At 67.9% G+C, this 24,593-nt stretch carries 21 protein-coding genes; 13 read left to right on the top strand and 8 right to left on the bottom strand.

Annotated elements, in window-relative coordinates; all coding sequences use genetic code 11:
* Positions 1–557: 557 nt before the first annotated feature.
* The 4 genes from GV126_RS06500 to GV126_RS06485 all read right to left on the bottom strand — a co-directional run bounded on the left by GV126_RS06500 (position 558) and on the right by GV126_RS06485 (position 5,442).
* Positions 558–2,360, bottom strand: a complete 1,803-nt coding sequence (locus tag GV126_RS06500; protein ID WP_159663491.1) for a flavin-containing monooxygenase — start codon at positions 2,358–2,360, stop codon at positions 558–560.
* A 410-nt stretch (positions 2,361–2,770) separates the two neighbouring features.
* A complete protein-coding gene (locus GV126_RS06495; protein WP_159663471.1) occupies positions 2,771–3,136 on the bottom strand; it encodes a putative quinol monooxygenase in 366 nt (121 codons plus the stop codon).
* An 88-nt stretch (positions 3,137–3,224) separates the two neighbouring features.
* The gene (locus tag GV126_RS06490) at positions 3,225–4,244 is read right to left on the bottom strand and encodes an acyl-CoA dehydrogenase family protein (RefSeq protein ID WP_159663469.1); all 1,020 of its coding nucleotides are present in this window, start codon (positions 4,242–4,244) and stop codon (positions 3,225–3,227) included.
* A gap of 25 nt (positions 4,245–4,269) precedes the next feature.
* Positions 4,270–5,442, bottom strand: coding sequence for an acyl-CoA dehydrogenase family protein (locus tag GV126_RS06485; RefSeq protein ID WP_159663467.1), 1,173 nt, complete (start codon positions 5,440–5,442; stop codon positions 4,270–4,272).
* An 88-nt stretch (positions 5,443–5,530) separates the two neighbouring features.
* On the opposite strand from GV126_RS06485, the gene GV126_RS06480 reads away from it, so the two are divergent.
* From GV126_RS06480 to GV126_RS06470, 3 genes are read left to right on the top strand one after another with little or no spacing between them, the layout of a single operon-like run.
* A complete protein-coding gene (locus tag GV126_RS06480) occupies positions 5,531–7,081 on the top strand; it encodes a class I adenylate-forming enzyme family protein (RefSeq protein ID WP_159663465.1) in 1,551 nt (516 codons plus the stop codon).
* Positions 7,082–7,098: 17 nt separating this feature from the next.
* On the top strand, positions 7,099–8,337 hold the full coding sequence (locus tag GV126_RS06475) for an MFS transporter (RefSeq protein ID WP_159663463.1): 1,239 nt from the start codon (positions 7,099–7,101) through the stop codon (positions 8,335–8,337).
* Positions 8,338–8,381: 44 nt separating this feature from the next.
* The gene (locus GV126_RS06470) at positions 8,382–9,236 is read left to right on the top strand and encodes an alpha/beta fold hydrolase (RefSeq protein WP_159663461.1); all 855 of its coding nucleotides are present in this window, start codon (positions 8,382–8,384) and stop codon (positions 9,234–9,236) included.
* A gap of 116 nt (positions 9,237–9,352) precedes the next feature.
* Here GV126_RS06470 and GV126_RS06465 read toward each other — a convergent pair whose 3' ends face one another.
* The 3 genes from GV126_RS06465 to GV126_RS06455 are packed head-to-tail and all read right to left on the bottom strand — an operon-like array spanning position 9,353 to position 12,635.
* Positions 9,353–10,150, bottom strand: coding sequence for an SDR family NAD(P)-dependent oxidoreductase (locus tag GV126_RS06465; protein ID WP_159663459.1), 798 nt, complete (start codon positions 10,148–10,150; stop codon positions 9,353–9,355).
* Positions 10,151–10,188: 38 nt separating this feature from the next.
* Entirely contained in the window at positions 10,189–11,166 is a 978-nt protein-coding gene (locus GV126_RS06460; RefSeq protein ID WP_159663457.1) for a DUF7064 domain-containing protein, read from the bottom strand.
* Positions 11,163–12,635 carry a phosphotransferase family protein gene (locus GV126_RS06455; protein WP_159663455.1) on the bottom strand — a complete coding sequence of 491 codons (1,473 nt, stop codon included), beginning with the start codon at positions 12,633–12,635 and terminating at the stop codon, positions 11,163–11,165. Before GV126_RS06455 ends, GV126_RS06460 begins: the two co-directional genes overlap by 4 nt.
* A gap of 35 nt (positions 12,636–12,670) precedes the next feature.
* Here GV126_RS06455 and GV126_RS06450 point away from each other — a divergent pair, with 35 nt between their 5' ends.
* From GV126_RS06450 to GV126_RS06440, 3 genes are read left to right on the top strand one after another with little or no spacing between them, the layout of a single operon-like run.
* Complete coding sequence (locus tag GV126_RS06450; RefSeq protein ID WP_159663453.1) at positions 12,671–13,648, top strand: SGNH/GDSL hydrolase family protein; 978 nt, start codon at positions 12,671–12,673, stop codon at positions 13,646–13,648.
* Positions 13,649–13,699: 51 nt separating this feature from the next.
* Positions 13,700–14,815 (top strand): acyl-CoA dehydrogenase family protein, encoded by a 1,116-nt coding sequence (locus GV126_RS06445; RefSeq protein ID WP_159663451.1) that lies wholly within the window; start codon positions 13,700–13,702, stop codon positions 14,813–14,815.
* Positions 14,816–14,826: 11 nt separating this feature from the next.
* Positions 14,827–15,993 carry an acyl-CoA dehydrogenase family protein gene (locus GV126_RS06440; RefSeq protein WP_159663449.1) on the top strand — a complete coding sequence of 389 codons (1,167 nt, stop codon included), beginning with the start codon at positions 14,827–14,829 and terminating at the stop codon, positions 15,991–15,993.
* Positions 15,994–16,604: 611 nt separating this feature from the next.
* Here the strand turns inward: GV126_RS06440 and GV126_RS06435 are convergent.
* Complete coding sequence (locus tag GV126_RS06435) at positions 16,605–17,870, bottom strand: FAS1-like dehydratase domain-containing protein (RefSeq protein WP_159663447.1); 1,266 nt, start codon at positions 17,868–17,870, stop codon at positions 16,605–16,607.
* 245 nt (positions 17,871–18,115) lie between these two features.
* Here GV126_RS06435 and GV126_RS06430 point away from each other — a divergent pair, with 245 nt between their 5' ends.
* From GV126_RS06430 to GV126_RS06400, 7 genes are all read left to right on the top strand, one after another.
* Entirely contained in the window at positions 18,116–18,934 is an 819-nt protein-coding gene (locus tag GV126_RS06430; protein ID WP_201299805.1) for a FadR/GntR family transcriptional regulator, read from the top strand.
* Between the two features lie 72 nt (positions 18,935–19,006).
* Positions 19,007–19,633 carry a cysteine hydrolase family protein gene (locus GV126_RS06425; RefSeq protein WP_159663445.1) on the top strand — a complete coding sequence of 209 codons (627 nt, stop codon included), beginning with the start codon at positions 19,007–19,009 and terminating at the stop codon, positions 19,631–19,633.
* Positions 19,630–20,412 carry an enoyl-CoA hydratase/isomerase family protein gene (locus tag GV126_RS06420; RefSeq protein WP_159663443.1) on the top strand — a complete coding sequence of 261 codons (783 nt, stop codon included), beginning with the start codon at positions 19,630–19,632 and terminating at the stop codon, positions 20,410–20,412. Before GV126_RS06425 ends, GV126_RS06420 begins: the two co-directional genes overlap by 4 nt.
* A 2-nt stretch (positions 20,413–20,414) precedes the next feature.
* A complete protein-coding gene (locus GV126_RS06415) occupies positions 20,415–21,203 on the top strand; it encodes an enoyl-CoA hydratase/isomerase family protein (RefSeq protein WP_236569901.1) in 789 nt (262 codons plus the stop codon).
* A gap of 329 nt (positions 21,204–21,532) precedes the next feature.
* The gene (locus tag GV126_RS06410) at positions 21,533–22,453 is read left to right on the top strand and encodes a TIGR03619 family F420-dependent LLM class oxidoreductase (protein ID WP_159663441.1); all 921 of its coding nucleotides are present in this window, start codon (positions 21,533–21,535) and stop codon (positions 22,451–22,453) included.
* Between the two features lie 121 nt (positions 22,454–22,574).
* On the top strand, positions 22,575–23,360 hold the full coding sequence (locus GV126_RS06405) for an enoyl-CoA hydratase/isomerase family protein (RefSeq protein ID WP_159663439.1): 786 nt from the start codon (positions 22,575–22,577) through the stop codon (positions 23,358–23,360).
* 11 nt (positions 23,361–23,371) lie between these two features.
* Positions 23,372–24,580 carry a cytochrome P450 gene (locus GV126_RS06400; RefSeq protein ID WP_159663437.1) on the top strand — a complete coding sequence of 403 codons (1,209 nt, stop codon included), beginning with the start codon at positions 23,372–23,374 and terminating at the stop codon, positions 24,578–24,580.
* Positions 24,581–24,593: the final 13 nt, after the last annotated feature.

Raw genomic sequence — 24,593 nt, 5'->3', positions numbered from 1 at the left:
GGCCTGTTCGATGAGGAACGGAAGCGCCGCAACGGCCATCCGGTGCGCCTGGCCAAGAACCCCACCCGGCCCAAGACCTGGATCGCCACCGCCGACGACGCCTACCAGTGCTACTGGCACACCTACAGCAGCACGGGTCCGGCCGGCAAGCCGGTCTCCACGCCCGAGCCCGGAGAGCAGGTTCTCGTGCTGCCTCGACGCCGCACGCCGACTCCGCCGGCGCACCGCCGACGGGGCGGGGCCGCCCCGTCCACGATCACGGGGCGCTTCCGGCACCGCGGGTGCCGCCGTCGATGTGGTCCGCCCTCATCGGCCGACGATCCGCGCAAGCGGGGACACCCCCGGCGGGCGATCCTCCGCTCGCTCGAGCAGAGTCCGGCGTGGACGCGCGGGGGCACCACAGGCGTGGATCCCCACGTCCCTGCCGTCTCCTTGGTTCGGTGCCCGGCACGGGCCCGGGCGGTGGCTCCGGTGCCGGTGGCAGGAGCGGGACAGACCCGGCAGCCGCCATACGCCGGAGCCGGCGCGATGCTCGCAGATGAAGTCCGAAGGTCGGGTCAGTCCGGGACCACTTCCTCGGCGGGCCGGCCGTCGAACTCGATGCCGTCGAGACCGGCGGTGCGGCGCCACTCCTCGAGCATGTAGAAGAACTGCATCGTGGAGAGAGGGTAGTTCTGAGCAAGCGGAGAGCGCTCATCGAGGTGACCCTCGTTATTGAAGCGTGAGGGTGTGCACTTCTTCTGGAACTCGATGTCGCTGCGCGGCTGGTCGACGACCGTCTGCACCCAGGCCGCCTGCGCGGCCTCGGAGGGCTGGAATTCCTTGTGCCCCCCTGCCTCGGCGTTCCGGATGATGTGGCGCCAGTGCATCGTGTACTCGGTCATCACGTGGACCACATCGACGTTCATGGCGCCCTGCATGTTCGACTGAGGCATGAAGAACAGGTTCGGGAATCCGCGCGTCATGCAGCCCTGGAAGGTGTAGGGGCCGTCCTTCCAGTACTCGGACAGGACGAGGCCGTCGCGGCCGACGATGTCGAACCCGACCCGTTCGTGGTAGGGCGTCCCGTACTCGAAGCCGGTGGCGAAGATGATGCAGTCGACCGGGTACTCGACGCCGTTGACCAGCAGGCCGTTCTCGGTGATCTGCTCCACGCCCCTGCCCTGGGTGTCGACGATCTTCACGTTCTCGTTGTTGAACGCCTGGAGGTACTCGTCGTGGAAGGCCGGTCGCTTGCACAGGTAGTAGTAGTAGGGCTTCAGCGCCTCCGCCTTGGCCGGGTCCTTCACCAGTTCGGCGACCCGGTTGCGGATCATCTCCATGGTCTTGAGGTCGATGTCCTCCATCTTCGCCTTGACCTGGTCCGCGGTCATCTCCGGAGTGCCGGGGTTGCGGATGAGTTCGGCGTAGATGCGGGTCCAGGCGTCCTGGACCTGGTCCTCGTCGACCGGGTCTCCGGAGATGATCGACGTGAAGTTGCGCATGCGCTCGAGCTGCCAGCCGGGTTCGAGAGTCTCGGCCCAGGAGTAGTCGGTCGGCTTCTGGTCCCGCGGACCGACCGTCGACGGGGTGCGCTGGAAGACCAGCACTTCCTTCGCGCTGCGGCCGAGCGGCGGCACGATCTGGACAGCCGTCGCACCGGTTCCGATGACGGCGACCCTCTTGTCGGTGAGGTTCGTCATCACGCTCTCGGAGTCGCCGCCCGTGTACTCGTAGTCCCAGCGGCTGGTGTGGAACGCGTGGCCCTTGAAATCGAGGATGCCGGGCAGGTCGGGCAGCTTCGGGACGCTGAAGGTGCCCTCGCAGACCGCGACGTACTTCGCCCGCATGTGGTCACCGCGGTCGGTGTCGACCTCCCAGGCGCCGTCAGCCCAGGTGAGCTTGGTGACGCCGGTGTGGAAGAGCCCGAGGTCGTACAGCCCGTAGAACTTCGCGACGTGCTTCGCGTGCTCGTAGATCATCGGACCGAGCGCGTATTTCAACGGAGGCAACTTCGCGCCGGTCTCCTCGATCAACGGGAGGTAGATGTAGGACTCCACATCGCACATGGCACCGGGGTAGCGGTTCCAGTACCAGACCCCGCCCACGTCGCCGCCGCGGTCGATGATGCGCACGTTGCGCAGCCCGGCTTCCTTGAAACGGGCTGCGGCGAGGAGGCCGCCGAACCCGGCTCCGACGATGATGGCGTCCACCTCGTCGGCGATGGGTGCACGTTCGGTCGGCTTCATGTAGGGGTCATCCAGGTAGTGAGCCAGCTCACCTTCAAGCTTGACCAGGTCTCCGCGATGAGCGTCCGAACGCCGAAGCCGCTCCTGTTCGTAGCGCCTGCGTATCTCGTCGACATCGATGCTGGACTCCACGTGCTACCCCTTTCGATGTGATACCTAAAACAGCGTAATTATCTAACTCAATCTGGGCTAGTGGCATGCAGTGACAAAAAGATTCGGCCTTCGGGTCGGCACCCCTCCGCCGCCCGTCCTGACTTGCAGTCAGTGGCTCGGCCGGCGTGGAGCCTGCCGACCTCGCCGGTGGGAAGCTTTCGTGGTACGGGGGCCCTCACAGGCCCCGGAGCCCGCCGTGGCCGATGAAGCAAAGGGTCCCGCCGGAGTGCATACCTGTGGCGGGCGGGATGGTGACGCCCCTACCGGCCTGCATCGCGCAGGTGACGCGGCCGACCGACCATACTCCCCGGCGGAGCAGAGCCGGGCGGCGACCGGCGCCCGGGGCGAACCGCGCCGGGGCGCCGGCGGGGGGAAGATCGGCCGGTGTCTCAGGACGGGATGTGTCCGGGCGCCGAGGAGATACTGAAGCCCATGGCGGCACGGCGTTGGGCGTCGAGCGGCTCGGCGTCGAAATAGGTGCCGGAGGGAGGGGCCGACCGAATGATCCTGGTGCTGTCGGCGAGCGCGCGGATGAAGTCGAGGTGATGCGCGGCATCCGCGTGGGCGTTGAAGGTCTCGAGGTCGGCCCACTCCTCGATCCAGTGGAAGGTGCCAGGCCGAGTGATGTCCTCGGAACAGGTGTAGGCCATGCAGCCCGCTTCGGCGAGGCTGAGGGCGATGGTCCCCTTGGCCTCCTCGAGGAAGGCATCCCGGGACTCCGGTGCGACGTGGGTGGTGCCGTGGACGATGATCACAATGGCTCCGAATAGGCAAATGAGCTGGATGTTGTGCGGACGGTGATGCGCGTCATCCTGCGGTGTCCACCGCGGGGCTTCACCCGCGTCACCACTCGACGCGTTGTGCGCTCGCGATGTGCTCGAGCTGCCAGCGCTCGGTGCCCAGCGTCGTCTCCAGCACCAGGGAGCGCTGGGCGAACAGGTGAGCGTCGACCTCCTGGGAGAACCCCATCGCACCGTGGTTCTGGATGTTGTCGGCGCTGTTGGAGCGCGACGCGTCGGTGGAGACGATGCGAGCCGAGGCGAGGTGGTGTGTGCCGTTCGGGTCCCCGGAGCTCCACGCGAGTGCGGCGAACACGGTCTGGAAGTAGGCGCTCTCCGCCCGGACGGCCATGTCGGCGCAGCGGTGCTTCACCGCCTGGAAGGTCCCGATCGGGCGGCCGAACTGTTCACGCAGCTTCGCGTACGCGACCGACTGGTCGCGGGTCGCCTCGGCGATCCCTGTCGAGAGGGCTGCCGTCAGGGCGCAGCCCCTCCACCAGGTTCGGCTGGTCGCCGCGGAGCAGAGTGCTGTCCCGGACTCGATCACCCCGACGCCGATCTCGGTGGTCGGGTCCATCGTGGGGCTCGACCTCACCTCGACGGCCGCCGCATCGAGTATCGCCGCACCGTCGGGAGTCACTGCCAGCACGAGATCGGCCCCGCTCAGGTCCGTCACGCGGAACGTGCCCGAGACGACGCTGCCCGACATCGCAGTCGGGTCCCGGTACGGTTCGGCGAGCGCCACCCGAGCGGCACCACTGGCGATGCGCTCGGTGAGGGCGTCGTCTCCGGCTTCCTCGGCGAGGTGGGCGGCCAGCACGGTGCCCAGAAGAGGGCCGGGCGTCAGGGCGCGTCCGATTTCACGGAAGGTCAGGACCTCTTCCGCGAGACCCAGTCCGACGCCGCCGCGGCCCGGATCGATGCCCAGCCCGAACAGGCCCAGCTCGGCCAGCTGTGCCCACAGGCCAGAGAGGTCACCGGGAGCGACGTACTCGCGTACGAAGTCGAGGGATGCCTGCTCACGCAGCAGCTCGGCGACCGATGTGACGATTTCCGTCTGATCGACGGAAGGGAGGAGATCCATGAGAAGTCCTTTCAGTGCGCCGCGCTCAGCGGTCCTTCGGAAGGCCGAGCACCCGCTCGCCGATGATGGTGCGCTGGATGTCCTTGGTGCCTGCGGCGATCACGGCGCGGAAGCTGTTCAGGTATCCGCGGCTCCACTTGGCGGCGTTGCCGGCCTTCTCGGCCCTGCCGGGTCCGACGACCTGGGCGGCGAGGTGGAACACGCGCTGAGTGAGGAGCCCGTAGTAGAGGCGGACGATGGAGGCCTCCGCGCCTGGCTTGCCCTCCCGTGCCACGCGCGAGACCGTCGCGTAATTGAGCGCGCGCAGTGATGCGACCTCCGCGCGCAGGCGGCACAGCTCGACCCGCAGATGGTCGTCCGACCAGGCGGTGCCCTTGCCGTCCCACGACGGGGTCTCGCGTGCTGTCTCGACGAGCTCCTCGACCGTGCGGCCGAGTTCGACGATGTCCGCCATGAAGGCCGTGCCGCGCTCGAACGAGAGCGTCGACATCGCGACCGACCAGCCGTCATTGATCTCGCCGACCACGTTGGACAGCGGGATGCGCACGTTGTCGTAGAAGACCTCGCTGTAGTCCTGCACCCCGTTGAGGTTGCGGATCGGGCGGATGTCCATCCCGGGGTTGCGCATGTCGTTGATGACCCAGGTGATGCCCTTGTGCTTGGGGGCGTCGGGGTCGGTGCGCACGAGGAGCTCCTGCACGTCGGCCGCCTGGGCGTAGCTCGTCCAGATCTTCTGGCCGTTCACGACCAGGTGGTCGCCGTCGACGACCGCCCGGGTGCGCAGGCTCGCGAGGTCACTGCCGCTGTCCGGCTCACTGAAGCCCTGGCACCAGACGATGTCGCCCCGGAGGATCTTGGGAAGGTACTCGGCCTTCTGCTGCTCGGTGCCTCGGGTGATGAGTGTCGGTCCGGCGTGGGCGAGGCCGACGAAGCAGACGCCGACCGTCGGAGCACCGGAGCGCGCGTACTCCTCGTACCAGATGAGCTGCTGCATCAGGGAGAGGTTGCGGCCGCCGTAGTCCGACGGCCAGTTGATCCCGGCCCAGCCGGCTTCGAACTGACGGCGCTGCCACGCGGTGTCGAAGGGCCGGGCGACGACAGGATCGTCGGGCCGCGCCTCGCGCGGGCGGTTCTCCTCGAGCCAGGTCCGGGCCTGGTCGCGGAAGCTCTCGTCCTCCGGTGTGAAGTGCAGATCCACAGACTCTCCCTGTCGTAGCCGCTGCGTAGGGCAATAGAGTAATATTAATTAGCCGATAGTGAAGACCCGGTCGGACAGGGGCGGACGAATGACCTTGAGCACACCGAGCACTCTGACGGAGCTGATCGCACGCGCGGGCGGGGCGGACGCTCACACGAAGCTCGAGTTCGTGTCGTCGGATTCCATGCGCACGGTGACGGTGGGCGAGCTCCACGCCCGTGCCCGTCGCGTCGCGGGCGGGCTGCGGAAGCTGGGTGTCGAGCCCGGTTCCCGTGTGTCGGTGCAGCTGACCAACCGGCTGGAGTCGGTGGTCGTGCAGTTCGCCGTGTTGATGGCCGACGCGGTGCTGGTGCCGATCGTCCCCGTCTTCGGCGCCCGTGAAGTGACCCAGGTCTTCCAGGACGCGCGTCCCAGCGTCCACATCACCCAGCGCAGGTGGAACAAGTTCGACTACCTCTCCGTCGCCGAGGCGGTTCCCGAGGAGGCCCGGCCGCCGCGGATCGTGATGCTCGACGACACGCCCGAGGGCTACGTTTCCTGGGCGCGCCTCGAACAGGCCGAACCACTGGCCGACGAGCCGACCCATGACGAGAACGCCTGTTGTCTGGTCATCTACACGTCCGGTTCGACGGGCGTGCCCAAGGGGGTGCAGCACTCGCGGCGCAGCCTGCTGGCCGAGGCCTGCGACTACGACTACCGTGCCCACAACGACAGCGCCGTCGACGTCTATCTCCAGGGCTCCGCCGCCGGACACATCGGCGGGGACATGTTCCCCCTCCGTGCCGTGCTGTACCACATGCGCACATTGGTGATGGACGGCTGGAACGCCGAGCTCGCCTGCCGGCTCGTCGAGTCGGAGAAGGTCACCGCGATGGTCGCCACGCCGTTCCACGCGGTCGGCATGCTGGAGCTCGCGGAGGCCGGCAAGTACGACCTGAGCTCGATCCGGATGATGATGTGCGGCGGCGCGCCGGTCTCGCCGAGCCTGGTGCGGCGGGCCGATGCGAGCGGTGTCGGCCTGGTGCGCGCGTACGGCATGAGCGAGCATCCCACAGTCGCCCTCGGCCGCTGGCAGGACCCGCTCGACGTGCGAGCCGACCACGACGGGTATCTCACCGGCGGCAACCGGGTGCGCCTGGTCGACGAGAACGGCGCCGAGGTGCCGCGCGGTGCGCTCGGCGAGATCCAGCTGCAGGGTCCGGAGCAGTTCATGGGTTACACGAACGTGCCCGACGACCAGGTGTTCACCGGCGACGGCTGGTTCCCGACCGGGGACATCGGCGTGCTCGACGAGCGCGGCCTGCTCACCGTCGTCGATCGCAAGAAGAACATCATCATACGGGGTGGTGAGAACCTCTCGGCGGCCGAGATCGAGGGTGTGGTCGCGACGCATCCGAGTGTGGCCGAGGTGGCGGTCGTCGGAATCCCCGATGAGCGGTACGGAGAGCGTGCCTGTGCGTTCGTCGTGCTCAAGCCGGACGCGACGCTCGACCTGGAGCAGCTCGCCGCGCACTTCCTCGCCTCCGGTGTCGCGAAACAGAAGATCCCCGAGCGCCTTGAGTTCATCGAGGCGCTGCCCCGCACCGGCACCGGAAAGATCCGCAAGCACGAGCTGACCCGGATGCGTACCCAAGCGTGAGTCGGCGGCACGGATTCGTGGTGTGGGAGGTCCTGAGCAACGAGAACAGGTTCGGGATCTTCTTTCTGGGCGCGGCGGCGTCGAACATCGGAACCTGGTGCCAGAACCTTGCCACCGTCCTGCTGATCTACCGGCTGTCGGATTCGACCTTCGTGGTGAGTCTGGTCTCGGTCGCCCAGTTCGCGGCGCCCGCGCTGCTGTCGCCACTGTCCGGCACGGTCGCCGACCGGGTGGATCGGCGGATCATCCTCACGAGCACCCAACTGTCGGGCAGCGTCGTGAGTTGCGGTCTCGCGATCGCCACGATGACCGGTCACGTGGCGGTGCCCGGAGTGTTGGTGGCGGTCTTCCTGCTCGGGCTCATCCAGTCGTTCCAGTCGCCTGCCCAGCTGTCTTTGGCGCCGTTGATGACCTGCGACGCCCACCGGGAAATCGGGCTGTCGCTCAACTCCTCCCAGTTCAACCTCGCACGCGCCATCGGGCCGGTGGTGGCGAACATGATCGTGCTCGGATGGGGCATCGGGGCCGCGTTCCTCTTCAACACCGCGACGTTCTTCGTCTACGTGCTCGCCCTCCAGTTCCTTCGGCCGCGGCATCAGGAACCGGCGCAAGGACGTCCGAGGGTCCGGGAGACGTTCGCTTTGGTGCGCTCGGAGCGGCTCCTGCTGCCGCTGCTCCTCGTCGGCCTCGTGGTCAGCGGTGCCACGGACCTCGTGGCGACCTTGGGGCCGGCGCTCTCCGTCCGTCTGACAGGCTCGGACTCCGGCACGGGCTGGCTCATCACGTGCTTCGGCGCGGGTGCGGTCGTCACCGCGTTCCTGCTGGTGCCATGGCTGCGGCGGTTCCCACGGAGACTGGCCGCGCTCGTGGCCGTCCAGGCGGTCGGCATCGCCGTGATCGCCGTGGCGCCGGTCCTGTGGATCTGCTGCGTGGGGAGCTGTCTCGCGGGCGGCGCCTTCCTCGCCGCCTCGAACCGAGCGCTCAGTCTCGTGCAGGCAAGGGTGCCCGCCGCGCTGCTCGGCCGGGCCATGGGCCTGTGGGTCATCGCGTTCATCGGTGGGCGACCGGTCTTCGCGCTGCTGGAAGGAAGCGTGGCCGAGCTGGCCGGTGCTCGGCTCGCCTCCTTGGCGGTCGCCGGGCTGGTCCTGGCTGTCGCGACGACCGTCCGGCTGCGCGGAGCCGGATGGGCGCGTCCGCGTGAGGCCCCAAGGACTCCAGACCCGGCCGTGACCCGGGAACCGGGAAGAACAGCCTGATGAAGACGTCATGAAACGGTCCGCTCCGGACAAGGCGCGACCGTGTGACCTACGAGGTGAAGATGATGTGTGATCTGGGGCGGTCCCTCGTCGTCGAGGGGACGACGATCAAGTGGGACGTCGTCGGTGAGGGACCCGACCTCGTGCTCGTGCACGGGAACGGCGCCAACCATGCCTGGTGGGGGCCACTGGGGAAGTTGCTCGCGGACCGATACCGCCTGACCCTGATGGACCTGAGCGGGCATGGTGACAGTGATCACCGCGGCCAGTACGAGCCGCGGTTCTGGGTCAACGAGGTACGCGCCGTCATGGCGGCCTCGGAGGTGGTCGACCCCATCCTGGTCGGTCACAGCATGGGTGGGCGGGTGGTCCTGACGCTGGCGGCCGAGCACCCTGACGAACTGGCCGGCCTCGTGCTGTTCGACACGAGCATCCGTCCGGCGAGCCGGTATCGCAACTTCCGGCTCCTGGAGCGCAAACCGCCGCCGGTCTACGCGACGAAGGAGGCCGCGATCGCACGCTTCCGGCTGAAGCCGGAGCAACCGCATCCGGGCCCGGAGACGATGGTTCCCCTGGCGGAGAAGGCGCTGAAACGGACCGCCGACGGCTGGACGTGGAAGTACGACCATCGGGCGCTCACACGCTTCACCGACGCCGGAGTGGACGCCGCTGCTCGGCTGGTCACCGTGCCGATGGCGTATGTCTACGCCGGCGGAAGTGCCGTTGTCGACGACGACCTGGCGGACTACGTCCTGAAGGTCGTGCCGGGCCCGGTGACGAAGACACGAGTGGAGGACGCCTACCACCACGTCATCCTCGATCAGCCGAAGCTGTGCGCTCGCTCGATCGACGAGTTCGTCTGCTCGCTGCGGGGGGTGGTGGAGAGAGAGGCCGGCTGAGAGTCGGCAACCCGACGGAAACGGCCGCTGGGGGTTGTCGGGAACCTGACGTGGTTCCCGACAACCCCCAGCGGCCGTCCTGGTGCGGTCAGTTCACGGCCGACTCGCGACCGCTGTCACTTGATCCCCCCGTACTGGTAGAGGCGGCCGGAGCCACCGTCGACGACGAGTGTCTGACCGGTGACCCACTGCGAGAGCGGGGAGAGGAAGAACAGGATGGCCGAGGCGATGTCGCGGGGCTCGCCCACCCGCTGCAACGGCACGAGTTTGCCGCGCTCCTCGTAATAGCCGGGCTCAGGGTGACGAACGGCCATGCGCGGGGTGATCGTCTGCCCCGGGGCGACCACGTTCACGCGTACGCGTGGACCGAATTCGACCGCCGCGGTCCCGGCGAGATTCATGATGCCGGCCTTGGCCGCACCGTATCCCGCGTGGTTGGGGGAGGAGCGGAAGCCGGAGACCGAGCCCACAAGCACGATCGAGCCGGACTCCGCCATGGCCTTGTAGCCGAGCTGTACGGCCAGGAACGCGTGCTTGAGGTTGAGATCGAGGGCGCGCTGCCAGTCGTCGTCACTGCATTCGGCAAGCGGCGTCCACCCGGCCACGCCGATGATGTCGGCCAGCCCGTGCGGGGGGCCGAACCTCTCGACGGCGTTCGCGAACACGCGCTCCATGTCGGAGCGCCGCGTGGCATCGGCGGTGAGGGCCAGACCGTCGATCTCCTCGGCGACGCTCTTGGCGCGGTCGTGCTCGGCGTCGACGACCGTCACGCGCGCACCGACGCTCGCGGCTGCCAGACACGTTTGACGGCCGATGCCCTGACCGCCGCCGAGCACGACGACATGTTTGCCGTCGAGCCGGAGGAGGCCGGGGTAGTCGGGAGTCGACTCGACGTAGGTGGGGTTCTCGGACATGTGCGGCCCTTCTCGGAAAACGGGGAGCGGCGGAATCGCTAGCTGCGGGATCGCGCGGAATCGGCCAGGAGAGCGACCGGCCAGAGATCCTGGTCCTCGCCCCAGCCGACGTTCCCTGCGGAGTCCGTCCACTCCAGCAGGGTGTTGAAAGTGACACGGTGCCGGGAGAGCACCATGGCGCTGCGGGCCTCACCGTGCGCGTGCACGGTACGGCCGAGCTCGTCGTGAAGTTCGAGATCGATCGTGCGCACCATCCGCGTGACGGGATCGCGCGCGGACTTCCGGGAGCCTCCGGTGAGACGGGAGACCTCGCCGTCCATGAGGAGATATCCGGTCGTGACCGACTCGGTGTCGGTGAACGGATCGTCTCCGACCGGGTGGCAGAAGGCAAGCAGCCCGTTGCGGGCGTCCATCGTCGCGAAGGCGTAGCTCATGCGGCCACCACGGCCCCAGTGCTCGGGCAGGGGCCCCCAGGAGCGGTCGCGCAGCGAGAAGCAGTCGACCTCGATGCGTTCGCCGCGCAGATGAAGGGTCCCGGTGAGGCGGCCCGGCTGATCGAAGTGCGAGGAGGCGGAGAACGGCGGAGTGCCGCTGAGGTACGGGAACGGCGGGATGAGTCCATCGAAGCGCAGGGAGGCGACGAAATCGGGCTCGTCGCGGAAGCGGTACCCGAGGGCGTAGACCATGCCGGGCTCGACGCAGTCGACGCTGACACCGCTTGGCAGCCTGGCGTGTGTGAGGTCGAAGTCCGCCGGGAGTCGTTGGTGGTCGAACATGGCGTAGAAGGGCAGCTGCCACGGCAGGGGAGAGGTGGCGTCGTACACGAACGCGCCACCGGACGTGGTGTTCTGGTGCGGGCGTATCTGCACGTAGAGCCAGCCGGCCAGAGCACGTTCCGGAACGTTGAACGACCACCAGCTGGTCTCGGTCCAGCTGTGCTTCTCGCCCGGCGCGTGCAGACGGTCGTCATCGACGCCGAACGACGGAAGGGACGCCCGTCCGGTGGGGGCGGTCATGACGCACCCCCGTCCGCCGGCTGAGTGAGCGGGTCGAGATGCCGATCGCGAAGCCTGCCCATCGCTTCACCGCAGACCTCGTTGTCGAGCCAGGTCTTGAGCCAGAGGTACGCGCGCTGGTCGGCTTTGCTCCATCTGTCCTCGCGGATTCCCCTGACGACCTCCAGCCGTGCGGCGGTGAGATCGCCGACCGCCGTTCCCAGGAGTGCCTGCAGTGCCTGACGCTCGCGCTCCACGGGCTCACCGCCTGCGCGATCGGCCTGCTTCAGCCACTTCAGGGTGCGGGCCACGCCCTTCGCGCGCCGTACCGCGAGCGGGTCGTCCAGGTGCGGCACGACCGACACGCGCTGCTGGTCGAGGGCCATGTCGTAGACCCAGGTGCGGTCTGTGTCGGCGAACCGGATGCCTGGTAGATCGGGCAGTGTCTCGCCGTCGGCCTCGGCCAGCGCCTCGATGAGAAGCCTGCGGTGGAGCTGCTCGAAGACGAACGCGTTCCCGCGCTCGGAATCGCCGAGGCCCGCACGGCTCTTGAGGTGCCCGATGAGCGCGATGGTCCACTCGGCGAGGACGCGGTAATACCGCACGGCGTCGAGATCGAGCTCCTCGCCGAGCGCGTCGGCGTACTCCTGCAGGCGCAGGGCCAGATCAGGAAACGGGTCCTGGGCTGCGCGCATCGAGAGCCAGCCGAGGTCCTCGAACGGGTCGCCGAGATGCGACAGCTCCCAGTCGACGATGGCGGTGACGCGGTCGCCGTCGAACATGAAGTTACCGGGCCCGGTGTCGCCCTGGACGATCGCAAGCCGGCGGTCGGGATCCGGCATCCGCGAACGCAGCCACCGGAGCCCGTGCTCGAGAAGCGGGTCCGGACCGTTCCGGCCGGAGCGGTAGCGCTCGGCCCAGCCGTCGACGAACTCCGTGAGATGCCGGCGGATCGAGCCGTGTGGTTCCAGACCCGGCACCGGATCGTCCCACGGGTCGACCAGGTGCGCGGTGGCGAGGCAGGCCATGAAGTCGCGTGCCACCGCAACCTTGGTCGCGGTGTCGCCGATGCTCCCATAACGGGCGTGTCCGGGGACGTGCTCCATGAGCATGGCATCGATGGTGGGATGCAGCGCGAGCACCGGTGGCACACGTATGCCATCGCGGGCCAGCCGTTGGTACACGTGGAACTCACGCCGCAGGCCGCTGGGGCGGTCACCGGCTGTCGCGTCGCCTGGCTCCATCGCGAGGTAGAGCCCGCGAGTGGAATCGGCCCCGGCAAGGTCGACGGCGAAGCCGAGCCGCCGTCCGCCTGCGGCGACGCGAGTCACGGAGGTCACCGGGTGTCCGGCCTCGGCCTCGATCCAAGCGACGATCTCGGCGGACAGCGGGCTGTCCGGGCCGTGTTCGGCCAAGGGGCGGGCTTGGGAGGGATCAGTCGTCGTTGTCATCAGGTAAATTAATATAACGAAACTTCGGTCAAGCGTCATGAGGGCAGCGTGAGGAAGGGGCCGGGATGGCACCGATGAGCATCAGCGAGTTGAGGGGGCTGCTGCCTGGGGTGGACGCTGCGTCGGGCCAACGCATCCCGGCGCATGTCGCAGGCAAACTTCCGGCCGACACGGTCGGCGCAGGGCGCGTGCCCGCGGGAGTTCGGCTCGCGGTCACAGGTACCGCCCGTGGCCTGCGGCTGCGACTGGAGCCGGGCGAGCCGACGCCGGTGCCGGCCCCCACCGTCGGTGACGAGCTCGCCATCTGGGTCGGTGACGAACTCGTCAGTCGTGTACAGGTGACGACCGGGACGGTCGAGGTCGAGCTTCCTGACCGGGCCCCCGACGCGGTTGTCGAGATCTATCTGCCCGAAGGGAAGGCGTGGCGTGTCGCCGGGGCGACGCCGTTGGCCGGAGAGCTGGCGGCCGCCCCACGCGGACCGCGCTGGGTCGCGTACGGGGACTCGATCACCCAGGGCTGGTCCGTCTCCGCGCCGGGCCTCGCATGGCCGTCGGTCGTGGCGCGCACCCTCGGTCTCGACCTGGTGAACCTCGGATTCGCCGGCTCGGCTCGTGGAGAGCTTCCCGCGGCGGTGGCGGTGGCGGAGTCGCAGGCGGATGTCGTCACCCTGGCCTGGGGGACGAACGCGTGGTCGTCGATCCCCACCGATCCCGCCCACATCGCCGAGACGATGAGGCTGTTTCTCACGGCCGTCCGCCAAGGCCTGCCCGATGTCCCGGTCATCGTCGTCAGCCCGATCGTCCGGCCGGACGCCGAGACGACTCCCAACCGGTTCGGGGCCGGACTCGCACAGTTGCGGACCGCGATCGAGGCGGAGGTGCTTCGGTTCGCCTCACAGCACGGTGATGCTCGTCTGGTGCTGCTGCCGGGGCTCGATCTCGTCTCCGCCGATCAGCTCGTCGACGGCGTGCACCCGGGCGACGCCGGGCACGCCGCCTTCGCCAAGGGAGTCGCGGCCGTTATGGCCGAGGCGCTGGGATCCCAGCATTGAGTTATATTATTTAACTGTGTCTGTGATTCTTGTGGCGAAGGGAATGGTGAGATGGAACTGACCTGGTCAGTGGAGCAGGAGCAGTTTCGCGCCGCGCTGCGCGGGTTCCTCGACGCGAAGGCCACCGTCGAGACCTTGCGTCCGCACCTCGACGAGGACGATCCCGTCGCCGCGTTCGACCGTGGCGTGTGGGAGCAGTTGGCCGTGCAACTGGGCGCTCAGGCACTCGCGATCCCCGAGGAGCAGGGCGGCGCCGGCGCGTCCCTGGCCGAGCAGCTCCTGGTGCTGGAGGAACTCGGCCGCGTCCTGTACGACGGCCCGTTCCTGGCCACGGTGATCGCCACCGCGGTGCTCAATACCATCGGCCCCGCCGCGGCGGGAGCGTTGCTCCAGGGCATCGCCGAAGGCGCGACGGTGGCCACGCTCGCGGAGGCCGAAGGGGACGCGTTCTTCCGGCCACCCGCAGACACGCAGGTGCACATCGCCGGCCCCACGGCACGGGTGACGGGCGTGAAGCGGTACGTACTCGACGGCGGTGTCGCCGATGTTCTCCTCGTCACCGCGACCACACCGGAGGAGCCGGCGCTGGTCGCGGTGGAGACGTCCGCCGCCGGTGTCGAGGTGACCCCGGTCCGCACCCTCGACCGCACCCGGCGGATGGCCACCGTCTCCCTGAAGGACGCGGAAGGCACCGTGCTCGCCGTCGGAGCGGATGCCGCACGTGCCCTGGCCCACGCCTGTGACGTCGCGATCGCCGCGCTCGCCGCCGAGCAGGTCGGCGGAGCCGCCAGATGCCTCGAGCTCACCGTGGAGTACTCGAAGCTGCGCGAACAGTTCGGCCGTCCGATCGGGAGTTTCCAGGCTCTCAAACACCGCTGCGCCGACGTACTCGTCTCGGTGGAACAGTCGCGGTCCGCGGTGCTCTACGCGGCATGGGCATCGCAGGAGGACCCGGCCGAGCTGGGGACGGCCGCCTGTGTGGCAGGCGCACGGGCCTCAGAGGCGTACCTCCAGGCAGCACAGGAGAACCTGCAGATGCATGGCGGCATCGGCTACACATGGGAGCACGACGCCCATCTCTATCTGCGCCGGGCCAAGTCGTCGCACCAGCTCTTCGGGAGCCCTGCCGAGCATCGCCGCAGGCTCGCCGACCTGGTGAAGCTCTGAGGGGAATCGGAATGAAGCTGAACTGGACGTCCGAGGAGGAATCCTTCCGCGCCGAACTGCGGGGGTTCCTGCAGAGCGTGCAGCTGGGCAAGCCGCCCAAGGACAAGATCGGCCGGACCGACTGGGCGCGCCGCTGGAACGCCACGTTGTGCGACAACGGCTTCGCCGGGCCGGGCTGGCCCAAGGAATACGGGGGGATGGCACTCGACCTCCGCCACCAGGTGATCTACCACGAGGAACTCGCCCGCGCCCGCGTCCCCGCCCCTCCGGGCACCGGCGTCGCGATGTGCGGCCCGACGATCATCAAGCACGGCACCCCGGAGCAGCGCGAGCGCTTCCTGAAGCCGATGCTCCGCAGCGACGAGGTGTGGTGTCAGGCCTTCTCCGAGCCCGGCGCGGGCAGTGACCTGCCGTCGCTGACGACGACCGCCCGGCGCGACGGAGACGATTACGTCGTGAATGGTCAGAAGGTCTGGAACAGCGCGGCGGACGTTGCCGACATGGCCTTCACGCTGGTGCGCACCGGCGCCCGTGACAGTCGCCAGAAGGGGATCAGCTACCTCCTCATCGACATGAAGTCGCCGGGTGTCGAGGTACGGCCGCTGAAGGACATCACCGGGGGAGCGGCGTTCTGCGAGATCTTCTTCGACGACGTCCGCGTGCCGGTCGCCAACCGCATCGGTGAGGAGAACGAGGGCTGGAAGATCACCCGCACCACGCTCGGACACGAGCGGTCGGCAGGAGTGCTGAAGCAGGCCGCGTTCTACCGCAACATCGTCGACGAGATCTACGGCCTCCTCCGTGAGCGGGGTACGACCGAGGACCCGGTGTCACGCGACAGGCTCGCCGACCTCGAGGTGCAGACCCGCATCCTTCAGGTCAACGCGTTGCGGATCCTGTCCCACATCCAGGAGTACGGCGAGCCCGGCCCGATCGCGTCGGTGAACCGGCTGATCAACTCGACCTTCGAGCAGCGCCTGCACGAGATCGCACTGGAACTGCTGGGGCCGGCCGGCCTGCTCGACGGGGCGGACGGTGTGCAGGGACGCCGGTGGACCTACGGATACCTGCGCACGCGGGCCTCGACGATCGGCGCGGGCACGATGGAGATCCAGCGCAACGCGGTGGCCGAGCAGGTCCTCGGCATGCCCTTCGACCCGGCGATGCCGCCGCGGTGAGACATCGGCGCACGACTCGGCTTCGCGTGAGGAGCCGGAGAGGACAAGCCGCAGAGGACAGTCCGTGACGAGTCGCGTCTCGACACCGTGGTCGGCGCGGTGCTGATCGGGTTCGGTGGGACGGCCACGCGGCCGCGGCGCCGCGCACGATGAGGTGTCGGAGATCAGGATCCCGGCGAAGCCGCGCCCGAACAGGCCGACAGCACGTCACGCGTTGCCGGGCAGGTGTGGAACGGCCCCGCGGACGTGCGGGCGACAAAGGTTCGCCGCCGACCGTGCGTGACTGTCCGCGCACGACCGACTCGGGGGGCACCGGGGGGCTGTGCAACACCAAAGGCGTGAGTGCCCCGCACCGAAGTTCGGTGCGGGGCACTCACGCCTCCTACGTCCAGACGGCGATGCAGAACACCAGGACGCCGCACGGCGGTGAAGACCCGCCGGCGAAGGACGACGACTCCATTCCCGCCGGTAGCGACGGACGCCGGTTCGCCGATGAGGCGGTCGCTACCGGCACGGCAACACGAGTGGCCACGCGCCGGACGGTGCGTGGCCACTCGCGACGGCGCGCGTCGCTACGCTCACGGCCGCCCCGCCTCGGTCGTGTCGTGCGGTCAGCTCTTGGCCCTCTGGGCCAGGAGCTCGTGATGCCGGTCCATCATCTGCTGCGCACGTGCCGCGATGTCCGCCGGCACCTCCGGCAGCGTGACGTCGCCACCGGTCCTCGAGGGAAGCGCGATCGTCGCGGTCGCCGGGCACGTCACCTCGTCACGCTGGTTGGTTCCGCGCAGTTCGATGTCGACCAGGAAGTTCCCCTTGAGCTCACGCTTGCCGACGACCTCGCCGGTGAGCAGGTGGTAGTCGCCCATGTAGTTGAACTTGCGCATCTGGCTGCTGTAGCTCACCAGCCAGCCGTCGTCCCCCATCCAGTCCGTCAGGAGGTGGGTGAGCCAGCAGTCACGAAGCATGCCGTAGTCGTAGGGGCGAGGCACGCCGATCTCCCTTGCCCAGGCCTCATCCCAGTGAACACGCTGCGCGACATCTGGAACACCCTCCGCGTTGGGGACATAGAACGGCCCGATGCGCTTGCGGTTTTCGTAGGCGATCCGGCCGGTGCAGATCTTGTACGGGGTGAAGCCGTAGCCGCCGGCGTGGAAGACGACGATGTCGGTGATCGTCAGTGGTCCCTTCGCCATCGGTCCGAGCTTGTCGCCGACCTGGACATCCTCGAAGTAGCGCTTCTCCGCCCCCCGGGGTTTCTCGGAGGCGTAGATCTCTTCGATCGCCGCGATGTCCTTCGGCGTGTAGGTCTTGAACTCGAGACCGTTGTACTTGCCGTTCTCCCTGGAAGCCTTCCGCTCGACGTGAATCGCGATCACGCGCGCGACGGAGACGACCTCGGCGTCCTGGTTCATGCGTACGTGGCGACGGGTGATGATCACCGACCGGCCGGCGAACTCCGACTCCTTGACCTCGACGTTCTCGTAGCCCTCGAACTGGTACAAGGTGTCTGTGGGGACGACCGGTCGGTACAGGTCCCACGAGCTTCCCGAGACGAAGACGTGGATACCGCGGAACGACGGGCGTTTGTGCTCGGGTCTGCGGGGGTCGCCGAGCAGAGGCTTGTTCACCGCCACGCCGATGAGTGGTGGTGCGATCTGCGTGCCCCACCGGGTCGACAGTCCGTAGGACTCATCCGTGTACAGCGGGTTCGGGTCCCCGTAGCTCTCGGCGAAGTTCCTGATCGTGTCGAAGGTCACCGAGGTCAGGTGTTCCTGCGTCGTGGTGGCGAAGTCGAGCCCGACCAGGTCCTTCGCTCGTTGGATGTCGCGATCGAGGAAGGTCCCCGCTGCCTGCTCCACTGCCTGTGGCTGTGCCATCAGCCTCTCCGAACTTCTCTGCGGCAGCGGGAGCCGTTCCCGACCGCATCTCCCAACTCATGGCCGGTGCTTGGCCCGGCGTAGTCCGGTACTGTAGACTCAATCAGGCATACAATTCAACTTATTCGCCTGAATAGAGGGAGGTCTTTGATGTAAGCCGCGACGGCGCGGTGCATCGAGTCGCGGGTACGGGTCAATGAGTCGTACGATTGCGTTTTGGATGCGCCAAGTCCCGAGGAGTCGTTGTGACCTATGCCGCTCAGCCGGCCGATCCGGTGTCTCCCCAGTTCGCCCGGGCCCGAGTCCCGAAGACTGCGGAGATCATCGCGTCGAACATCCGCCGGCAGATCGTGTCGCGCGAGCTGAAGGAAGGTGACACGCTGCCTTCCGAGATCGACCTGATGCAGCAGTTCGGCGTCTCGCGGCCCACGCTGCGCGAGGCGTTCCGCATCCTGGAGGCGGAGTCGCTGATCAGCGTCCGACGCGGTTCGCGCGGCGGTGCTCAGGTCATGGCGCCCAGCCTCGGTGTCGCGGCTCGGTATGTCGGACTGCTCCTGCAGATGGAGGGCACGACGATCGGTGAGGTGTACGAGGCTCGTGCGCTGATGGAGCCGATCGCCGCCGGCATGCTGGCTCAGCGCCGGACGCGGGCCGATGTCGCCGAGCTCACCCGTATCGTCGACGAGCTGGACGAACTGACCTCGGCGATCGCTGAGGCGAAACCGGCGGCGTCGGCGGACCAGCTGCGGTGGGCGGGACTTTCCCGGAGCTTCCACGAGCAGGTCGTCGAGCGGGCCGGCAACCGTGCCCTCAAGGTCCAGTGGGGTGTCCTCTGCGACGTCACCGACACCCACATGGCATCGCAGCTCAACCAGAGCTGGTCGAAGCCGCCGACCCTCACGACGCTTCGCAAGTCGGTCCGCTCCTACGCACGGCTCGTGAAGTTCATCGAGGAGAAGGACGTGACCGGTGCCCAAGAGCACTGGCGCGCGCACATGAGCACCGCAGGCAAGATCCTGGCCGGCGCGGCGCAGGCGAAGGAGATCGTCGACCTCTTCGAGTGACCTCCGTCACTGCTGCATCCGGCGTGGGCAGAGGGAAACCTCCGGTGAATCCCCAACACGAAAGGACGCAGTGTGACGATTCGTGGACTCGGTACGCCGTCGACGACGGCGCTTGTGATCAGCGAGTGCCAGAACGGCATGACCAATCCGGAGCACGCGACGAACAAGCCGCTGGTGGAGCAGGTGACCAAGCGGCGCACGATCGACAACATCGCCGAGCTCGCCGATGCCTTGCGGCAGCTCGGTGTACCGATCGTGCACTGTACGGTCGCGGCGTACCCGGACTACCGCGGATGGCGTGCCAACAGCCTGCTCTCCGGCGTCTTCACCAAGCGCCCGCTCGTCGAAGGGCACCCCTCGGTGGAGATCCACCCGAAGCTGGCACCGCAGCCCGGTGACTACCGGGTGCACCGCCACGTCGGACTCACCGCGTTCCACGCCACCGAGCTCGACCAGCTGCTGCGCAATCTCGGCGTCTCGTCGATCATCATGACCGGTGTCTCGGTGAACGTGGCGGTGACGGGCAGCTCGCTGGAGGCGGTGAACCGCGGATTCTCCGTTGTGGTCCCAGAGGACTGCGTGGCCGGCGCGACCGACGAGACGCATGACTTCATGCTCGCCCACATCACTCGACTACTGGCGACGATCACCACGAAGGACGAGATCGTGAGCCAGCTCGCGGCGGCGGTGACAGCATGAGCGCAGAGGTGCTGGTGCGTGATGTCGAACGGCATCGCGAAATCACCATTAACCGCCCGAAGCGGCGCAACGCGCTCACCGTAGAGGTCGTGGACGCACTGGTGGCCGCCGTCCGCGGGGCCGAGGAAGCCGGCATGCGGAGCATCGTCCTCACCGGAACCCCGCCCGCGTTCTGCGCCGGGGGCGACCTGCCGTCCCTCTCGGCACTCGCCTCGCAGGGCAGTGCCGTCGCCACGGACGCGATCTACACCAGCTTCCATGGGCTGGTGCGCGCCTTGCGGGACTCGCCGCTTCCGGCGATCGCGGCAGTGTCGGGGCCGGCGTTCGGCGCGGGGCTCGATCTCGCGCTCTGCTGCGACCTGCGGATCGCTGCTCCTGACGCGTTGTTCGAGAGTACCTGGATCAAAGCCGGCCTGGTTCCCGGCATGGGGGGCGCGCACCACCTGCCGGCGCTGGTCGGCGGTGCCCGTGCCGCGCAGATGCTCCTGCTCGGGCAACGGCTCGACGCCGCATCGGCGCTCGCCTGCGGGCTCGTGGGCGAAGTGGCCGAGGAGGATCTTGCCGCTCGGGCAACCGAGGTCGCGGAGTCGCTCGCGGACCTCCCCAGGCTGGCACTCGCGCGGACGAAGGCGTCCTTGAGACGCTACCTCCACGTCGGCCTCGACAGCGAGCTGGCGGTGATGGGGGCACAACAGGGACAGTTGCTCGTCGGCGAGGAGTTCCTCGAGGCCACGGCACAGCTGACGGGGCGCAGGCCTGTGCCCGCAGGGGAGGAGTGACCGTGCTGTCGACCCACGGCTATGAGACGGTGCTGGTCGAGCACGGCGAGGACCATGTCGCCACCATCACGCTCAACCGGCCGGAGGCGATGAACTCGTTCAACCAGCAGATGTGCGACGAGTTCGCCCGGTTCTGGCAGGAGGTGAGGCTCGACGACGACGTCCGTGCCGTCGTCCTTCGGGCTCAAGGTGACCGAGCCTTTTGCACCGGCGTCGACGTGAAGCAGGGGATCGTGAAGCCGGCCAACAAGTGGTCGCAGGTCGACCCCGGCGACCGGCTCGGGCCGAAGGCCAACAAATGCTGGAAGCCTGTCGTCGCCGCGGTGAACGGCATGGCCGCGGGTGGCGCCTTCTACTGGATCAACGAGAGCGATGTGGTGATCTGTGCCGAAGACGCCACCTTCTTCGATCCGCACGTCTCGTACGGGATGGTGGCTTCGCTCGAGCCCATCGGACTCTCACGGCGCATTCCGCTCGGCGAGGCCCTGCGCATCGCGCTGATGGGACTCGAGGAACGAGTCACCGCCGACACCGCGCTGCGGATCGGGCTTGTGTCGGAGACCGTGGCACCGACGAAGCTCTGGGAGCGCGCCCGCGAGATCGCCGCGGCGATCGCGAAGAACCCGCCTGAGGCGGTGCAGGGTACGGTGCGTGCGGTCTGGGAGTCGCTGGACCACGGGCGTTCGGTCGCCATGGCGCAAGGACTCGCCTACACCCAGATCGGGAGCCCGGAGGGCATCCGTTCGGCCGCGCGGGCCGTCGCGGTGAAGCCGACTCCACGTTTCCGCTGACGGACGGGGCCGACCTGAAGGGCCGGTCTGGCCAGGCGGTTCCGTGAGTTGCTCGCGAACTTCCCACCATGTGGCGTCGGCCGGCCGCGATGGACGTGGCCGGAGACCCCGCCGGGCCGTCGGGCCGGTGCTCCACCTCGGTGTCTGTGGCGCCGCCCCTGGCGGTGTGGCCGCCGGCGCAGACGTGATCGCGCACCCGGGCAGGTGCGGGCGTCCTTCTCACGGATTCCTGGCGCCCGACGAGTCCCGGCGTGTACCGCGGGTGTTCGCCGCCTTCGCCAAGATGCCGCGAACACCACTTGCGACGTGATCCACGTGGAGGAACAAGGATGAAGTTCAACCTTTCGCTCCCGAACAACCAACAGGTCGCCGCGATCACCTACCCCTGGATGCGAAAGCTCGGCGGACCCGAGTTCCAACGCATCCTCGCCACCGCGGACGAGCTCGGCTACCACAAGGTCACGGTGGGCGAGCACCTGGCGATTCCCCACAACCACGTCGCCGACTCCGGCACTCATTACATGCAGGCGACCACCATCCTCGGATACCTCGCAGCGTGCACGCCCAGGATGCGGGTCGGGTCGAACATCACGCTTCTCGCCCTGCAGAACCCGATCGTCCAGGCGAAGATGTGGGCCGTCCTCGACTGGGTGAGCGGTGGCCGCGCCGACATCAACATCGGCGTGGGCTGGCTGAAGGAGGAGTTCGACATCCTCGGGGTCGACTTTCGCAAGCGGGGCCGGATCGTCGACGAGTACGTCGAGGCGATGATCGAAATCTGGACGAACACGAGCGCGAGCTACCACGGTGAGTTCGTCTCCTTCGAAGGAGTGGGCTCGGATCCGAAGCCGACGCAGAAGCCGTACCCGCCGCTGTGGTTCGCCGGCGACGCTCCGGCTGTGATGGAGCGGGTCGCCCGGTGGGGGAGCGGGTGGTCGCCGTACCAGACGCCGTTGGAGCGGTTCCCCGAGCAGATCGACCGGATCACCTCCAGCCGCCACTACCAGGGTCGGCCGATCGAGATCTACTACAACCTGCTCAACCTCGAGCTCGGCCTCAACCACGTCGCCAAGACATCGGAGCACAACCTGAGCGGGTGGAACGCCGACTGCATCGCGGAGCGGATCCACTGGCTCGGTGAGCTCGGAGTGACGGAGGTGTCGGCGCCGCTCACCAAGACCGACAGCATCGAGGAGTACCTCGATCGGCTGCGCTGGGTCGCCGAAGAGGTCTTCCCTCTCGTCGGGTGAACCCGTGGCCCCGTGGGCTTGCGTCTGCGGAACGCCGTCCGACGGAAGCGCGTCAGGCCTTGTGGCCCGCGCCACGCCCACTTATCTTATTGATCTAACTAATTGGTCGAGAGGGCCGAACATGGGCAAACCTGACTATTTCGACAGTTACCCCACGTTCGCGATGTCGCGTGACGCGGACGGTATCCTCCTCCTCAGGTTCAGGGCGAAAGACGGTGATGGGCCGGTCGCCTACAGCCCGCAACACCACACCGACTGGAGCCGTGCGTTCCTCGACATCGCCGAGGACAGGGAGAACCGCGTCGTCATCCTGACCGGCACGGGCGACTCCTTCATCGACGACTATGCCTGGGACCGGCCGACGGTCGATCCTCAGATGTGGGATCAGATCATCTACGAGGGCAAGCACTTGCTGCGCCGGCTCCTCGACATCGAGGTCCCCGTCATCGCGGCGGTGAACGGGCCGGCGACCGTGCATGCGGAGCTCGCCGTCATGTCCGACATCGTGCTCGCCTCGGAAACGGCCACGTTCCAGGACAAGGCACATGTGCCGAGCGGCTCGGTGCCGGGCGACGGTGTCCACATCGTCTGGCAGGAGTTGCTGGGGATGAACCGGGGCCGGTACTTCCTGCTCACCGGGCAGACCCTCTCGGCAGCCGAGGCCAAGCAGTTGGGCGTGGTGGCGGAGGTGCTGGCACCGGAGAAGCTGATGGACCGGGCCTACGAGCACGCGCGTGCGCTGGCGGCCCTCAACCCGCTGGCGGCCCGGTACTCCCGCGTCGTCCTCACCCAGCGGTACAAGCGGTTGATCGACGAGCAGCTCCCCTTCGGTCTCGCCCTGGAGGCCCTTGCCGGACTGGACAACGTGCGTCTCCGCCGGCTGGCGGGGAAGAGCACCGCACTTTAGGAGGAGAAGACATGAGCTACGCAGGAGCGGCTGCTCTCCCGGAACCCGTGCGCCCGGATCACGTCCCGGTGGAGCTGCTCCGGGACTTCGACCACCACACCGACCCCGAGTTCCTGGCGGAGCCGTTCGAGTACCTCGAGCGGTTCCGTGACCAGCGCGTGATCTTCAGTACGGCCTGGGGCGGGTTCTGGGTGCCGACGCGTGCAGAAGACATACGTGAGGCGTATCAGCGGCCGGATGTGTTCTCGAACTATCCCGGTGGCCTGCCGGTGCGGGAGGGGGCGCCGCCGATGATCCCCGAAGAGCTCGACCCGCCGGACCACACGAAGTACCGGCGAGCGGTCTCGGGCATGTTCTCCCCGCGACGGGTCAAGGAGCTCGAGGACGGCATCCGCAAGCTCGCCGCAGAACTCGTGGACGAGGCCAGCGGCAAGGACTCCATCGACCTGGTCGACGACTTCGCCGTGCCGCTGCCCACGCGCATCTTCATGGCCCGGCTCGGACTCCCGTTGGAGAACGCCGACCTTTTCGTCGAGTGGAACAACACGCTCCTGCACGCGCTCGGTGAGGACAAACAGCGCGCCAACCACGAGGTCGGCGACTTTCTGCGCAAGCTGGTCGCCGAACGGGCGGCGAACCCGCAGGACGACTGGATCAGTGAAATGCTCGCCACCGAGGTCGACGGCGTGCCACTCGACCCCGACACGGTCGTCGGAATCACCTTCCTGTTCTTCCTGGCCGGTCTGGAGACGGTGACCGCCGGTACGACCTTCGCGTTCAACTTCCTGGCCCGCAGCCCGGAGCACCGCGCCAAGCTCGCGGCGGATCCGGAGAGCGCTCCGAAGGCCGTGGAGGAACTGCTGCGCTACTTCTCCTTCACCAACATCGCGCGCCGGGTGACCCAGGACGTCCACTTCGCCGGCGTCGACATGAGGGCCGGAGACCGCATCCTGCTGTGCAACTCGCTCGTTTCCCGGTCCCCGTCGGAGAACGACAGGCACGACGTCGTCGACTTCGATCGTGCCGCTCCGCGCCACTCCGCGTTCGGCATGGGACCGCACCGCTGCCTCGGGTCGCACCTCGCACGGCTCGAGCTCGGCATCGCGCTCGAGCTCTGGCACAAGAAGATTCCCGAGTACACCGTCGCCGACGGAGCCGTCATCGACATGTGGGGCGGGACCAACATGGCGATCAAGCACCTCCCCCTCAAGCTCGGCTGACCAGAAGAGGATT

It is taken from the genome of Streptomyces mexicanus (genome assembly GCF_902506575.1).
In the GTDB taxonomy this organism is placed as follows: Bacteria; Actinomycetota; Actinomycetes; order Streptomycetales; family Streptomycetaceae; genus Streptomyces; species Streptomyces mexicanus.
This window is presented reverse-complemented; position numbering and strand designations above follow the sequence as displayed.